10 protein-coding genes are annotated in these 15,673 nt (G+C 72.8%); 4 read left to right on the forward strand and 6 right to left on the reverse strand.

Annotated features, from left to right (window positions below):
• Positions 1-349: 349 nt before the first annotated feature.
• The 5 genes from F4561_RS22825 to F4561_RS22845 all read right to left on the reverse strand — a co-directional run bounded on the left by F4561_RS22825 (position 350) and on the right by F4561_RS22845 (position 7,717).
• Positions 350-490, reverse strand: a complete 141-nt coding sequence (locus F4561_RS22825; protein ID WP_184581414.1) for a hypothetical protein — start codon at positions 488-490, stop codon at positions 350-352.
• Positions 487-2,466, reverse strand: coding sequence for an MmpA family trehalose lipid delivery protein (locus tag F4561_RS22830; protein ID WP_184581416.1), 1,980 nt, complete (start codon positions 2,464-2,466; stop codon positions 487-489). Before F4561_RS22830 ends, F4561_RS22825 begins: the two co-directional genes overlap by 4 nt.
• Before the next feature lie 309 nt (positions 2,467-2,775).
• Positions 2,776-3,744, reverse strand: a complete 969-nt coding sequence (locus F4561_RS22835; protein ID WP_184581418.1) for an FkbM family methyltransferase — start codon at positions 3,742-3,744, stop codon at positions 2,776-2,778.
• Between the two features lie 97 nt (positions 3,745-3,841).
• Positions 3,842-5,482: a GDSL-type esterase/lipase family protein gene (locus F4561_RS22840; RefSeq protein ID WP_312885460.1), complete on the reverse strand. Its 1,641-nt coding sequence runs from the start codon at positions 5,480-5,482 to the stop codon at positions 3,842-3,844.
• A gap of 9 nt (positions 5,483-5,491) precedes the next feature.
• On the reverse strand, positions 5,492-7,717 hold the full coding sequence (locus tag F4561_RS22845; RefSeq protein ID WP_184581420.1) for an acyl-CoA dehydrogenase family protein: 2,226 nt from the start codon (positions 7,715-7,717) through the stop codon (positions 5,492-5,494).
• 249 nt (positions 7,718-7,966) lie between these two features.
• Here F4561_RS22845 and F4561_RS22850 point away from each other — a divergent pair, with 249 nt between their 5' ends.
• Entirely contained in the window at positions 7,967-8,911 is a 945-nt protein-coding gene (locus F4561_RS22850; protein WP_184581422.1) for a hypothetical protein, read from the forward strand.
• Here F4561_RS22850 and F4561_RS22855 read toward each other — a convergent pair.
• On the reverse strand, positions 8,908-9,438 hold the full coding sequence (locus tag F4561_RS22855) for an NADPH-dependent FMN reductase (RefSeq protein ID WP_184581423.1): 531 nt from the start codon (positions 9,436-9,438) through the stop codon (positions 8,908-8,910). The genes F4561_RS22850 and F4561_RS22855 overlap by 4 nt on opposite strands.
• 475 nt (positions 9,439-9,913) lie before the next feature.
• On the opposite strand from F4561_RS22855, the gene nagA reads away from it, so the two are divergent.
• The 3 genes from nagA to F4561_RS22870 all read left to right on the forward strand — a co-directional run bounded on the left by nagA (position 9,914) and on the right by F4561_RS22870 (position 15,569).
• Positions 9,914-11,077, forward strand: a complete 1,164-nt coding sequence (nagA, locus tag F4561_RS22860; protein ID WP_184581425.1) for an N-acetylglucosamine-6-phosphate deacetylase — start codon at positions 9,914-9,916, stop codon at positions 11,075-11,077.
• A gap of 447 nt (positions 11,078-11,524) precedes the next feature.
• On the forward strand, positions 11,525-12,517 hold the full coding sequence (locus tag F4561_RS22865; RefSeq protein ID WP_184581427.1) for a hypothetical protein: 993 nt from the start codon (positions 11,525-11,527) through the stop codon (positions 12,515-12,517).
• A 262-nt stretch (positions 12,518-12,779) separates the two neighbouring features.
• Complete coding sequence (locus tag F4561_RS22870) at positions 12,780-15,569, forward strand: stealth family protein (protein ID WP_184581429.1); 2,790 nt, start codon at positions 12,780-12,782, stop codon at positions 15,567-15,569.
• Positions 15,570-15,673 lie beyond the last annotated feature (104 nt).

Consider the following 15,673-nt stretch of genomic DNA (forward strand, 5'->3'; position numbering starts at 1 on the left):
CGCCACACCGGAGGTGCCCGAAGGTTCCCGGCCTCCAGGCGCCCGACCCGGCGAGCGCCAGCGAGCCCAAAAAACACAGTCGGGCGCCGCCGGGGTTCTGGAGGGTCCGCAGGTGGGGCGCCCGCGACCAGCGGAGCCGATTGGGCGCCACACCGGAGGTGCCCGAAGGTTCCCGGCCTCCAGGCGCCCGACCAGGCGAGCGCCAGCGAGCCCAGAAAACACCTCGGGCGCCGCCGGGGTTCTGGAGGGTCCGGAGGTGAGGGAGCGAGGAACGAGCGACCACGCCGCAGGATCCGAAGGTTCCCGGCCTCCAGGCGCCCGCGAGCGAAGCGAGCCCATAGAACACTGCCTAGCGGTCGCCGTAGTTGTAGAGCGGCTCGTTCACCGGCTCCGCTGACGCCCCGGCGTTCGCGGCGACACTGGTTCCCGCGAGGGCCAGGCCTGCGGCCATGGCCGCGCCGACGACGCACGCGGCGATAACTTTGATCACTTGAAGCTCTCCTTCCGCGATACCGTCCCGGCACTCAGGCCCGGACGCATCGGAACGAGACTAGAACCTGATACAGCCAGGGACCAGATTGTTGCTCCAACTGTAACCAACCAGCCGGTAACTTCCAACCCCGAAAGGTCCGCACTCTCCGCTTCAACATGGCGCTCTGGCAACTCCAGGAGCAGCAGCTCGGAGCCGTCGTGTGCGGTGCGGACGCCCGGGAGGTCATACCAGAACGTGTTCTCGCCAGGGCTGCTCGCGCCGTCGGCAGCGGTGATCTCGTCGGCGGCGGCGCGCTCGATAAGCACGTAGCGCACCCCCAGCTCACCAAGGCGGGAGGGGAGGTCGGGGGCGGCCTCGTACGGCCGGGTGGGATCGAGTAGGGGTGCGACCCGCCGTGCGAGCGGGTCCTCGCCCTCGACGACGCGGACCCCGCTGTCCTCGCCGACACGGAGGTTGTCGTTCCACACGACCCGGCGGTCGAACAGCTTGGTCGCCGGGTCGAGTACCACGACGGTACGCCCGTCGGCCCGCCAGTCAAGCCCTCGGTAGGCACTCCAGGGCAGCGACAGCACCGCGCCCGGGCGCGAATCCCGCGCCACGATCTCGCGGACCCGCTGCCAGTCCGCCGGATACTCGACCGGCGCCAGCCGCCCCGCCGCACCCCACACGAGCCCGGGCAGCAGCACCACGGGTACCAGAACCAGCAGCACCGCCGCCACTGGGCCGGCGACGGCCGCTGGATCCCGCCACAGCCGCCGGGGGCGCGCCGGTGGGGCGGAGGACCGCTCGACCGCACCCGAAGCCAGGGGTCCCCCCGGAGCTTCCGGCGCGTACTGCCCGTTTCCCGTGTTCTCGCCCCACATCCAGCGCACCACCCCGCCGAACCCGACCGCCTGCAGCAGCGCGAGCGGGGCCACGTAGAGGTGGCCGTCGCGCAACGGGCCGAACCCCGACCACCCTTCGATGAGGGAGCGGAGCAGAGCGCGGCCGGGCTCTCCCACGCCCAAGAGCGCGATCGCGAATCCCGCGGCCGCCGCCACGCTCAGCCCCGCCCCGAAGGCCATCCGGTGCCGCCGCAGCAGCCACACCCACCCGGCGACAGCGGCCAGCGCCAGCGCCAACCGGCCCAGGGCCAGGAACACCTGCCCGTATCCCGCCGGCACAGCGTGGGCGGTCCAGATCCCGCCGAGTGCGAACAGTGAGCCCACGACACCGAACGGGGTGTCGGAGCGGGCGGCGAAGAGGTCCACCGCGGCCGGGTCGGTCCGCGCGTCGCTGCCCAGCGCCGGGATCAGCCAGGGCAGGCTCAGTGCCAGCAGCGCCGCGCCGAGCAGCGCCGCGGGGTACAACGCCCGCCACAGCCGGGGGAACGCCCGGCCGCGCACAACGGCGGTGGGCACCGCCACCAGCGCCGACAGCACCATCGCGGAGAACCCGCCGATCGCGGCCGGCAGCAGCGCCACCACAACACGCGGGAGGTCGCGGGCGCGGTGCAGCCGCGCGGCCGCGGCCAGCACCCACGGCAGGCCGGCGTAGCCGAGCAGGACCGCCCACTGGCCGAGCAGCAGCCGTTCGGCGACGAACGGGTTCCACACGTAGCAGAGCCCGGCGGCAACGCCGGGCACCGGAGGTGTCCCGGGAACCAGCCGGGCCGCTCCGGCCGCCCCCAGGGTGAAGATCGCCAGCAGCACCAACGCTTGGACGGCGTGCGCCGGGAGCAGCAGCCCCAGCGCGCCCACAACGGCATCGCTCGGAACGGCGCGCGGAAAGCCGCCGCCCGCGCCGAGGGTCACCGCCGACAACGGCGGGTCGGGCACGAACACCATGTCGTACCGGAGCACGAGCCCCGGCGCCAGTCCCGGCCCTACCGCGAGCGCACCCGCGGCGGCGCCGGCGAGCCACGGCGCGTACCGGGCAGCACGCCGCCACGGCCCCGCTGGCCCTACTGCTGTGCGCGCTGTTCGCCCGGACACCGGCACGGTTACCGCGCGACGACTCGCCGCGCGCGAGGGCGCGCTCGGGCGGGCGAGGCCGGGGCTCGTTGCGGGTGTGCGCCCGCCGGACCGGGGTCCGCTACGCCGGTTCGCGCGAGCAGCCACCCGGGTGCTCGCCGCGGATCGCCATGCGCCCGACCGCCCGGCCTCCGCTGGGGCCATGGGCATGCGGCCCCGGTAGCCGAACCGGTCGCGCGCCGGTCCGAAACGGCTCCCGCGCAGGGTTCTCGGGGCTCCCTGCGTCTCACCGCACTCCGCCCGAAGCGTCTCGCGCAGCCACGGAGCGGGTCACGACTGCATGGCGTCGGCGCGCACCATCACGCAGTCGAACTCCAGCACCCGGCCGGTGGTTTCCTCACGGGTCACCGGGAACATGCCGGTTATCTCGAAACCTTCGGCCTCGTAGGCCTCGATCGCCTCGGCCATCCGCGGCATGCCCTCGTAGATCCGCATCAGCGCGACCTCGGACTGCAACCCCACGAACTCGCTCTTGTAGACGCCGGCGCCGGCGAAGGCTTCGAGGTCGTAGCCCTGGGTGTCGAGCTTGAGGTACGAGCGCGGTGCGTCGATGCCCTTCAGCGCCTCATCCATCAGGCTGTCGAGCCGGCGGATGTCGATCTCCTGGGACCGGGTGTTGCGGAACCGCTTATAGCGCTCGTTGCCGAACGTGGTGGGGTCGAGGATCGAGCTCATCGAGCCGTAGACGACGTTGATGGTGTCGACGCGCTCCTCGCGTCCCAGCGCGTACGGGTACACCCACCACTCGGGGTCGTTCTCGGCGGCGCGCCGCAGCTTCTCGGTCATGGTGGCGACCGGTTCGAAGGAGACGATCCGCCCGGTGTAGCCGTGCTGGCGCAGCCGCCTGCCGTACTGCCCGATGTTCGCGCCGACGTCGAAGACGCAGTTCACCTGGTAATGGCGCAGTAGTGCGGCGACGTGGCGGGCGCCCATGTAGTCCTGGGCGGCTTTCTGCATCTGGAATTCGTCGGCGTCGTCCTGCTTGCCGTTGACAAACAGGTGCGCGTTCGGGCCGAGCCCGACGGACGACCACTTCTTGGCGGAGGAGGTCTCGGCCATGCGGGATATCTGATCGGTGAAGCCGTCTTTGCCCCGCCTGACCAGCCAGGACCGCGGCCCCACCGGGGTGACCCGGTAGCCGTTGCGTCGTGTCACCAGTGCGGCCCCCGACTCCAGGTCCTTCACGTGGACGTTGAGCCTGGGGAGGAATTCGAGAATGCGTCGGCGAAGCGTTGGCATAAGACCCCCACGGTAAAGCCAATACCATAAAGCATTACTAAGGCACTGCGCGGTTCGGCGACCCAATTGTGCCGCGTCCGGCCACGTAGCAGCGGGACTATTCCGCCGTGTCCAGCGCTACCGGGTCAGAGTACCCGCCGGCCAGGAAGTCCTGGTGCGCACGGACAACGAACTCGTATCCTCCTCCGCCATCAGCGCTGATGGTCCACTCGGTGCCGTCCTCGACGACGGCGCCGACCGTCCAGCCCTCGCCGCTGTCGGGATCCCGGCCGTCCTGCGGCTCGCATTCCGGCTCGCCGCCCGTACCCGGCTCGCAGTCGAGTGGGCGCCGCCAGACCTCGTAGTGGCCCGCGCCCGCCACATCCGACCACACCAATGTCTCGCCGTCGTCCTCGATGCGCACGGACTCCGGGGTGCCCGGTGGGTCATCGTCCACGGAGACGCGGACCGGCTCGGTGCGGCGACCGCCGTCGTTGCCCTTGAACGGGCGGATCCGGAACTCGTACGTCGCGCCGCTGAGCAGGTTCTCGACGGTGGCCGACTGCGGCTCCCCGTCCTGGCCGGCGTCCCCGTCAACCTCCATGGGCAGCGCGACGAGCTCGTCCGGCTCGGGGCGCACGCGCTTCTGCAGCACCTGGTACCGGGTGGCCCCGGGAACCGGATCCCAGGTGAGTTCGACCGCACCGTCGTTCTCCTCGGCGCTGACCTCGGTTCGGTCCTGCGGGCCGACCTCGACATCGGGCAGCGGGCGGGGGTAAGGCTCTCCCAGACCGAGGGACTCGGAGAGCGTGTCGGCGAACGCGGCGGCGATCTTCACCTGCCCGCGGGCGTTGGGGTGCGTGGTGTCCCAGTTGTCCTCGGCCGGGGAGTAGTCAGCGGCCGTGTGCGCGACGACGACCGGGGAGTCCTTTCCGGTGAGCTGTTCGGCCAGCGCCGGAAGACCCTGGTTGAACCGCTGGATACGCTCGTTCATCTGCTTGTCGCGGCCGGTGTCCCACACCGGGGTGAGCTCACCGAGGACGACACGGATGTCGTCCTGGCCGACCCGCGCGGTGACGACGGCCTCAGCGAGGTGGTCCAGCGCGTCCTGCGCCGAGTCACCCGTGACGAGGTCGTTGACCCCGGCCACAAGCAGCAGGTAATGGGGCTCGTGCTCGGCCACGTGCTCCCCTATGTCCGCCGCGATCTCCTCGGCGGTGGCGCCCCACCGCGCGGCGTGCGCGCGGTCGAACCCGGGATCGGCGTACTCCTGGTTGCCCCCGCTGTCGGTGTTGACGTCGAGCAGGTCGTCATAGGGGCCGACGAACTCCACATCGGCGCCCGACCGTTCGTCCAGGTGCGTCCACAGCCGGTAGCGCCACGTGTGGTCCCCGCTGCTGCCCTGCACGGTGGAGTCGCCCGCCACCATGATCCGGGCGGTGCCCTCAGGCGGGGTCGCGTCCACGCTCGGCGTGCGGTTGTCCTCCTCCAGTTCCTCTCCGGCGCGGAAGTCACCCAGGAACGTCTGGATCAGCAGCAGAGTGAGGAACATCGCCGCCAGCATGATCCCGAACAGCCCGAGCGGTGTCGGCTGCAGGCGCGGCTTCCGGCCGGCGCCCTCGCCGCCGGTGCCGCCGGTTCGGCGGCGCCGCGGGAGCCGCAGCCATGCGGGACGGCTCGGCCACCGCCGCGGCCGCCGGAGCGAGGGCAGCCACCGCAGCGGTCCGCGCCGCTGGCCATCAGAGTCCTCGGTCGTCACGGTCTGCGGCTACGCCTCGGGGTCGCGGGGCAGCCCCAGCAGGCGCTCAGCGATGATGTTCAACTGAACCTCTGTGGTGCCGCCGTAGATGGTCATGGAACGACCGAAGAGCATGTACCGCGCCCAGATGCCGCTGGCCGCCGTTGTGTCCTCGTACACGGCCGCGCTGCCCTGGCGCTGCCAGATGCAGTCGGCCACCGCCTGGTTGAACTCCACGCCAAGAAGCTTACGCACGCTCGCCTCGGCGCCGGTCGCGGCGCCCGAGAGCTGTTTCAGCGTCACCCGTTGGCCGAGCAGCTCGATCGCCTGCCCCTGGGCCACCAGCCTGCCGATCTCGATGCGGGCATCCCGCTCGGCGGCGCGCTCCGCCTGCTGGCCGAAGAAGGACAGCAGCTCGGGCACGCCCGCGCCCAGACCGGACCCGCCGGACAGCGCGACCCGTTCGTTGCTCAGGGTGTCGCGGGCGACCCGCCACCCCGTCCCCGGCTCACCGATGACGCAGTCGTCGGGAACGAACACGCCGTCGAAGAACACCTCGTTGAACAGGGTGTCCCCGGTGAGCTCGCGCAGGGGGCGCACGTCGATTCCGGGGGTGGACATGTCCACAACAAAGTAGCTGATGCCGTCGTGCTTGGCGGCGGCATCGGGATCGGTGCGCGCCAGGCAGATGCCCCACTGCGCGGCCCTGGCGAAGGTGGTCCAGATCTTCTGCCCGGTGAGCCGGTAGCCGCCCGGGACGCGCTCGGCGCGCATCGACAGCGACGCCAGGTCCGAGCCGGCACCGGGCTCACTGAAGAGCTGGCACCACATCATGTCGCCGCGCAGCGTGGGCCGCAGGAAACGCTCCTGCTGCTCGGGGGTGCCGTAGCCGGCGATGGAGGGCACCACCCACGCCCCGATGGCCAGGCTGGGCCGCCTCAGCCCAGTGCGCTGGAACTCCTGGTGGATGCAGACCTGCTCCAGCGGCGCGGCATCGCGCCCCCAGGGACGCGGCAGGTGCGGCATGACCCAGCCGCCGTCGGCCATGGCGACGGTGCGCTCCCGCTCGTCGGGGATCGCCGAGAGCTCGGCGACCTCGGAGCGGATTCGCTCCCGAAGCTCGCTGCTCTCGTCGGCCAGCTCGATCTCAACGGGGCGGCGCTGGCCCGCGAGCGCGAGGTCGGCCACGGCAACGGCCCAGTCGTTGGTGTGCCCGCAGAGGGCCCGCAGGGTCGAGGCGCGGCGCAGGTAGCGATGCGCGGGGTGCTCCCAGGTGAACCCGATGCCGCCAAGCACCTGGATACAGTCGCGGGTGCAGGTGAGCGCGGCGTCGGGGGCGGTCACCGCGGCCACGGACGCGGCGAACCGCAATGCCTCGTCGCCTTCGCGGGCGGCTTGCTGGTCGGCGGCGCGTGCGGCGTCCCAGACGGCGGCGCGCGCCTGCTCGACCGCGATCGCCATGCGGGCGCATCTGTGCTTGACGCCCTGGAACTGGCCGATCGGGCGGCCGAACTGCTCGCGCACCTTGGCGTACTCGGCGGCGGCATCCATGGCCCATTCCGCGATGCCGGCGGCCTCTGCGCCGATGAGGACGGCGGCGACGCTGGTGACCTCCTCGCGGGTCAGCCCGGTAAGGACAGCGTCCTCGGGTACAGCGGCGCCGTCCGCGCCGATCCGGGCGGCACCGCGCCCGATGTCCAGGCTCGGCTGGGGGGTGATGTCGAGCTCCGCGGCCTCCAGCGCGACCCAGCGTTCTCCGTCCGGCCCGGTCACCGGCAGGATGATGAGGTCGGCCAGTGCTCCGCCGAGGACCGGCTCGGTGGTGCCGCTGACTTCGACCCCGACTGTGGGTGTTCCCGTGTTCTCGGCGGCGGGCAGGCCCGCGCCGAGCGCTACCGCGGCGGTGCGGCTGCCATCGGCGAGCCCGGCCAGCAGCGTGTCGCGCGCTTTCTCGTTGCGGCAGCGGTCGATGACGGCGCTGGCGAACACGGTCGGCAGGAAGGGGCCGGGCACAAGGGAGCGGCCCAGTTCCGCCACGGCGACGGCCAGTTCCAGCAGCCCGCCGCCCTGGCCACCGTGTTCCTCTGCCAGGTGCAGGCCGGGCAGGCCCAGGTCGGCGAGCCCGCCCCAGAACCGCGGACGCTCCGCTTCGGTGGCGGTCTCCGTCCCCTCGTCAGCGGCCGAGACGTTGCGCTCGGCCCAACCGCGCACGGCCGCGGCCAGTTCCTCGTGTTCGCCGGTGATCCCGATCGCCATCGCTCACCCCTGGGTGGTCGCCTCGTGCCCGCCACACCCCACTAGAACTCGTTATATACACCGGGTCAACTAGGCTTGCGTGGTGCGCCATGCGAAATCGCGCGCTTTCGCACACGCGTAGCTCACGGGCTTGTTGAACGGCGCGCGGGAAGACACGCGCCACTCGGCACCACCGCGGGTACACCGTCGGGAACCGGCCCCGTGAGACAGGTTCGAAGGGCCACCCGCTCCGCGGAAAGGCGGTAACACGTGACGGGTCTGATCGTGGCGCTGCTGGCCGCCGCGACGTACACGTTCGGGCTGGCGATCGAACAGCGCGCGCTGCACCGGGCCCCGGGGATCAGTGTGCACCGACCACTGCATATGGCGCGGGTGCTTCTCACCAACGGGCGCTGGGTGGCGGGCTGTGTCCTGGCCGCGCTCGGCAGCATCGGCCTGATCATCGCCCTTGGTCTGGCTCCCGTCTCGGTCGTCCAGCCGGCGTACGCCGGCGGCATCGCCATGATGCTGCTGCTCATCGGCACCGTCCTGGGGGAGCCGGTCACCCGCGGGGAACGTGTCGCGCTCGGACTGATGCCGTTCGCGCTGCTGCTGCTCAGCCTGTCGCTGGGCGACGGCGGACAGACGGGGACAACGGCCGATCTCCCCCTGCTGCTGCTCGTGAGCCTGGGCACCGTGGCGGCGTGCGTGCTCGCCATGGCGCTGGCCGGCAGGGCGGGGCACTACGTCTCGGCGGCGGCCATGGGAGCCGCCGCCGGACTGTCCCAGGGCGTCGCCGGGCTGCAGGGCAAGGGACTGGGCGGGCTGCTGGTGGAACAAGGCCTGGTGGACGCGGTCATCCCGGCCCTTGTGTCGCCCTATCCCTACCTTTACGCGCTGGGCTGGGCGGTCGGAATCGTGCTGTTCCAGACGTCGCTGCAGCGTTCGCGGGCCTCGATCACCGCGCCGGTGTCCAACGTGGTGGGCAACGTGTTCATGGTGGTGCTCGGCACGGTGATCTTCAGCGAGCAACTGCCTTCCGATCCCTTCATGCTCACGCTGCGGGTGCTCGGCTTCGCTCTCACCCTGACCGTCGTGGTCCTGGTCCGCGGCAGTGTCTCCCGGGCCGAGGCCGACACGTCGCGCCTGCGCGCACGCGGCAACGCGGCGCCACCGGAGACCGGCCCCGGCGACCAGAGCGGCGAAACGGGCTAAGCGGAGACGGCGAGCGCCTGGACCAGCGACTGGGCGGCGACATCGGCCCACGCCTCGATCACACTGCGTGGCTCGGCGAGCTCGCTCTCGGAGAGCATCAGCCCCGGCTCGACCACCCAGGCACCGAGGTCGGACAACAGAACCCGCAGGTCGTCCTCGGTGTTGCGGCCGGTCCGCAGGTCCGCGACCACCGCCATGGGAACGGCGACGGCCTGGCCCAGCCCCAGCTCGGGAAGCCGGTCGAGGAACACCTTGAGCAACCCGGTGTAGCTGCCGTGCGCCTGCGGAGTGGCGACGAGCAGCACGTCGGTCTCGGCCACCCGGGCAAGAGCGTCGGCGACGTCGCTGCCGGGCCGGGCGGCCAGCAGCGCCGGTCCGAGCTCAGCGAGGTCGATGACGGTACTGGGCCCAGTGGTGCCGGGATCGTCCACACTGTGCGCGGCAATGGTCTCGGCGGCCAACACGGCGGCGTCGCGGACGCTCGAATGGGCATCGTTGGCTGCGACGAGCACGGTGAAGCGAGTCATGTGATCTCCTGATGAGTGCGGCCTCCGCGGCCGCTGAGCGCGAGTGGTCGTCCAAGGTTCGTCGGCCTCAGGAATGATCGGCTACCCAACCGGAACTCTGGCTACCCACGCTGGGGCCGGTATCGCGTGCGCGCGGCTTTCCAAGAGTGCCTGGTCGCTTCCGGTGGGGACAGCGATCGGGGGCTTGCCCCGCTCCGGGGGCTAGCTACGACAAAGCGCGCTCGCCTGATGCCGAAGATCGACATGCAGGCGCTGAACAAGCAGCTCACCGGCGGTCATGCTGTCCATAATGAGCGGGTGGAACGCTATCGTCAATCCATGACGGGCGGTTGGGTCGCTCACCATGCGAGACGGCGAGGCCGGTTCGGACACCGAGCGGCGCAACGCCCCAGTTCCTGGGGCCATCAGGGTCGCGCACGCTTAGCGCCCGCTGCACGGCGCGAGATGTGGCAAAGGGCACAGGAGGACCCCGGGAATGGACCGGAGCGAGAGCGCCATCACCATCGCCAACGCGAAGCTGGTAACGCCCGGGGGCGTACGGGACGGCTGGATCCGGGTGGAGGGGAGCCGTATCGCCACGCTGGCGGCCGGCCCCGCCCCAACCAGCGCCGGCGAGCATGTGGATGCCGGGGGCCACTGGGTACTGCCGGGCACGGTCGACATGCACATCCACGGCGGCGCGGGGGCGGCGTTCACCGACGCCGACCCGGAGCGCGCGATGCGCGTTGTGGAGTTCAACCGCGCCCGGGGGGTCACCACGCTTCTCGGCGGGCTCGTCTCCGCCAGCCCCTCGGACACGCTCGACCAGATCGCGGCCCTCGCTGAGCTGTGCGACTCCGGGGAGCTCGCCGGGATCTACCTTGAGGGCCCCTACATCGCACGGTCCAAATGCGGCGCACACGACCCGGACCTGCTGCGCGATCCGGACCCCGCCGAGTTCGACCGGATGGTGAAGGCCGGGCGGGGGCACGTACGGATGGTCACGCTCGCCCCGGAGCTGCCCGGAGCGCTTGATCTGGTGCGCGCCGCCGTTGACTCCGGTGTGGTCGCCGCCGTCGGCCACACCGAGGCCGGATACGACCAGACGCGTGCGGCCTTCGACGCCGGCGCGACCGTCGCGACCCACCTGTACAACCAGATGCGCGCGTTGCACCACCGCGATCCGGGCCCGATCGCGGCGGCGCTCAATGACGAGCGGGTGACGGTCGAGCTGATCAACGACGGGGTGCACGTACACCCGGGAGCGGCCCAAGTGGTCTTCGACGCGGCGGGGAGCGACCGGGTCGCTCTCATCACGGACGCCATGTCGGCGACCGGGCTGCCCGACGGCGAGTACCACCTTGGCGGCCTACACGTCACCGTGGCGGACGGCCGGGCCACCGTTACCGACACCGGCGCGCTCGCCAGCAGCACGATCATGCTGCCCCAGGCCATTCGCCGCGCTGTGCACCATGTGCGGGGTGTGGACATCGAGGCCGCCGCCCGGGCCGCGACCGCCACGCCGGCACGCGCCCTCGGCCTGGACCGCGCCGGGATCGGCGCGCTCACTCCGGGCAACCGCGCCGACCTCGTCATCCTGGACAGCGACCTCGCGGTGGACGCCGTGCTGCACAACGGCGCCTGGGTGCAGCGCCTGTGAACCCGTGACCCGTGAACCCGCGCCGGGCACGGTGCGGCGTGTCGACGCCCCGCACCGACCCCACTCCGCGATAATTCACACACAAAGGGTGATCATTGGGTTGCGGTGATCCCGCACCCCGGACCGCACCCGATTGCCCCGCGCAGGCCGCGGGGACGCCTGACTCCCCGCACCGGCGGACCTGCTGCCAACCCGCCTATCCGAGGGGGACGGACCGCAATGCCGAACTGGAACGGCGCAGCCCGGGGAACCCGTACCGGCTTCGCTCGGGCGGACGCGCGCGTGGCGGCCGGGCACCGCGGCAGCTCCCGTCGCCGACCCGCGGCGCAACGACACCCCCGACGCGGGGCAGCGCCCCGGCGCGGCGCCGCCACCGCGTTGTGCCGGGCCCTCCCGCAAGCGCGATGGTGTCCGCGTCCGCCCGCTGCGACAGGGGTGGCGTGAGCAGTGTCCGGTTCCTCGCGGGCGCACCGGCGGATGGCGCCGCTGATTCGCCCCGCGCGTGACGCGGCCGGGGCGCTGCTCGCGGGTGCGGCCCGCGCCACTGGCCGCGGGGTGCGCGCGGAGCACCTCTCCGTCCTCGACGGCCGCACACTGAACCTGGCGGCCGTGGTGTCGGGGGCGCCCTCCGACGGGCCCGCCGCGGTGGAGTTCGCGTCGGGGCAGCACTGGACGAACGCGGCTGCCCGCACGGTGCCCACAGCGGAAGGGCGCACCCGGGTCGAGGCCACGATTCGGCTGCGCGCCGGCGATGCGTACGGTTCCCCGGAGTCGGCGGGGTTCCTCCCGGAGGTGGTCCTCACCTCCGGCGTCTGGAACATCCAGTTGCTGGTGGGCGGCGGGGGCCAGGAGCGGCGGATGCCACTGGCCGCACCCGGGCCGGGGACCGCCGGAAACGGGGCGCCCACGCCCCACGCGGCGGCCGGACGCGACGCGCGTTTCAGCGTGACCAGCACGCTCTCGGGGACGGCGGCGCTCGCGGTACGGGCGCCGGGGGCGGCGGCGTACGTGCGCGCCGTCCTCGTCCGCCCGCACCTCGCGCAGGTCACGGGCGAGCTGGTTGGTGCCGGCGCCCCGGAAGAGACCGCCGCCGAGGTGGTGCAGTGGCACGGCTCAGCGGTATACCCGGTCCGGCCGCTGCTCTCCCCCGGGCACCGCGGCACCGCGTTCACAGTGGCGCTCCCGCTGCCCGCTATGGCCGACTCCGCCGCCAGCTCTGGCGCCAGCGGCGCGCGTTGGGAGCTGCGGTTCCACACCGCGGATGGGGCGTGCCTGCGGGCCCGGCGGGAGATGCCGGGCGTGGCTGCCCCTCGTCCCCCCGTGCGGCTTCCCCCGCAAACCGTGCGCCCCGGCAGTGGGCCGCCTGTGCTCCTCTGCCCGTTCTACGCCAGCTCCGCGGCCCTGGTCATCGGCCTGACCGCGCTTCCGCGAGGAGCATGATCGTGCGGTACGCGCCAGTTGGCCGGGAGCAGGGCGATCCCACATCCGGTGCCCGGGCCGCGGGCGGAGCGGCCGCCCGCCACCCGGGCGATGGGCGGGCCCCGGCTCGGAGCCCCGCGGACCCGGCGGAGATGCCCCGGGCCGGACCCGACGCGCGACAGCCCGGCCCTCCGCCCGCAGTAGCGTTCCACCTCTCGCGGCCCTCCGCGGGAATCCGGCTTCCTCCTTCCCCGCACGGCGGAACAGCAACGCAGGAGGCACAATGCGGATCACGTACCTGCTGGCCGGAGGCGGCGCCGCGGACGGCGCGGAGGCCGCCGTTCACGCGCAGGCCGCGCGACTCGCCGAACGGCACGAGACCGAGATCATTGCCGTGTCCCAGCCCGCTGCCGGCCGCGCACCGGACTCCGGGGTACCGGTGCGCTCCCTGCTCGACACGAGCGGACCGGTACCCCGGCCGGCGCGCGGCTGCACCCTGGACGAGCCGACCTGCCGGGCGCTCAGCGCCGAGCCCAGTGCGCTGCTCCCGGCCGGAGCCAGGCACGGAAGCGGGCTCAGCCTGCTCAGCGAGATCGAACTGCGCCACGCCCTCGGCGGCTGCGGCGCCGACGTGCTGGTGGGAACAACGCCCGCGCTGGCGTCGCTGATCACCAGCCTGGCCCCGGCCACGGCAGTCACGGTCGGCCAGGACCACCGCACCGGTGCGGTCGACGGCGCCCGCGACAGCGCGCTGCTCGCGCACGCGCCGTGGTTGGACGCGCTGGTCGTGCCCGGCGAGCCGGCGCGGTCGTGGCTCACGGCGTCGCTGGGACCGGCCGCGCCGCTGGTCCGCAGCATCCCGCCGGCCGCGCCGTCGGGGTTCCGGCCGCGTTCCGGTCTGCGCTCCGGCACCATCCTGGTGGCCCAGGAGCTGACACCGGAGAACCAGCTGGAGCACGCGATCCGGGCGTTCGCGCGGCTCGCCGACGCGCACCCGGACTGGAGCCTGCGCATCCACGGCGCCGGACCGGACCGGTCGCGGCTGCATACGGTGGTCAGCGCGCTTGAGCTGCATGACCGGGTGGAGTTCCTCGACCCCGGTCACGGCGCCCCCGAGGCATGGGCCGCCGCGAGCGTCGGCCTGCTGCCGTCCGGATCCGGCGCGTCCAGCGCGGTGGTCCTGGAAGCGTTCGCGGCCGGTGTCCCGGTGGTCTGTTACGACACCGCGAACGGCCCGGCCGAGGTGGTCCGGCACGGCACCGACGGCCTTCTGGCGCCGGCCGGGGACATCGAGGCACTCGCCGCCGCGCTCGACCGGCTAATGGCCGACGAGACTCTCCGGGACGCCTACGGCGCCGCCGCCCTGGACGGGGTGGAGCGGTTCTCGCCCGACGTCGTCACGGCCCGCTGGGAGGCGCTCTACACCGAACTGCGCACCATCGACCCGGGGGACCGGGCCCGCGCCCGCGCCGATCGTGCGGCACGGCACGCGGCAGCGGCGGCGCGGGACGGCATGGTGTTCTGCGAGGTGCCGTGGGAGCAGGCCGCATCCCAGGTCCCGGAGCTCGCGGCCGAGGAGGAACGGATCCACCGCCAGCACCCGCACCTGGTCCGTTCCGCTGGGCAGCTCGCCGAGGTCCGCGACCACCTGCGGCCCCACGACGCGCTGCGCCGGAACCTGGATCTGGTCGTGGCGGCGCTCGACTACTTCGGCGTCCCGTACGCGCTGGTCCGCGACACCGGCCCGCGGCACCGGGTCATGGTCACCGAGGAACGGAGTTCGGCGGCACTGACGGCCCTGGCGACCGCCCACGACAGCGCACCGGTCTACGCCACGCCGCTGCGGCCGCGCGGGCGGCTCCCGCAGCCCGTGCTCGCGGGCATGGCCGCCGACCTGGCCGGGGTCTCGGGAGTCCGGGTGTTCCGCCCGGTCGTCACGCCGGGCCGGACCCTGCGCTACGGCTCCGGTCACGGCGCGGACCTGGAGTTCTGGCGCTGGGACGAGGACGGCGACTGCTACCTGGCGCCGCGCGCCACCGCGATCGGCGACCGCCTTCCGCAGTCGTCGATGACCCCGGCGTCGATACGCGTGGCCAACCGGGACTATCCCAGCTTCGAACCGTTCACCCGGCTCCTGACAACCGATGTCGACTTCCCCGTCGACGCGGTCTGCGCCATGGACGGTGACGGCGGACCGGAGCCGGGGGCCGGACCGGACGGCGTCCCGCCCGCACACGAGGCGCCGGCGTCGGAAGGCACTGGGGAACACCCGCTCACCGACCCGGAATGGCTCAGGTACGCGCTTCGCTCGATCACGATGTTCGCGCCGTGGACCCGGCGGATTGTTGTCGTCACCACCGGCCCTGTCCCCGAATGGCTGGACACCTCGCACCCCGGCCTCGCCGTGGTGCGGCGCGGGGACCTGCCGGGAGCCGGCGCCCTGCCCATGTCCGACGCTCCCGGTTCGGGAAGTGGGCCGCACGCTGCCGACGGGCTCGGCGAGCACCTGCTCTACCTGCACAGCGGCGTGTTCGTCGGCCGGGTGGTGGGCCCCTGGCGGTTCTTCCACGCCAACGGGATGGCCCGGTTCGTCCGCTCACCGGCCACGGTGCCGCTGGACAAACCAACTCCGGAGGACTCCGCTGACCTCGCCGCGGCGAAGCGGAACCGCGCGCTGCTGGAGGACGCGTTCGGGCGCTGCACCGCGCACGGCTTCCTGCGCGCGCCGGCCCCGTTGCGCCGCTCTGTTCTCGCCGAGCTCCAGGAGCGGTTCCCGGCGGAGTTCACCGCGGCGGCCGGCACGTTCGCCCCTGTTGCGCTGCACCACCACTACGCCTACCTCACCGGCCGCGCCGTTCCGGGGCGCCTTCGGTGCTCCGAGGTGGATGCGGGAGATCCGGGACAGCATCCGGAGCTGAACCGGCTGCTGCGGGCCCGCGACCGGGAGGCGATCAGCGTCACGGGGTCGACGCCGCACCGCGTGCCGCTGGTGGAGCAGCGCCGGATGACGCGCGCGTTCCTGCGGAGCTACTTCCCCGTTCCCAGTCCGTACGAGCGGGGGACGGAGACCTGAACCCGGCCCGGGCGTGGCGGCGTTCGCCCCGCGAGTCCGCCGGAGGAGACCGACCGGAACCGCAGGAGCGGCGTGTCGCGGGATCCCTCCACCACAAAACAGAC

The organism is Lipingzhangella halophila (assembly GCF_014203805.1).
GTDB classification, from domain to species: Bacteria; Actinomycetota; Actinomycetes; order Streptosporangiales; family Streptosporangiaceae; genus Lipingzhangella; species Lipingzhangella halophila.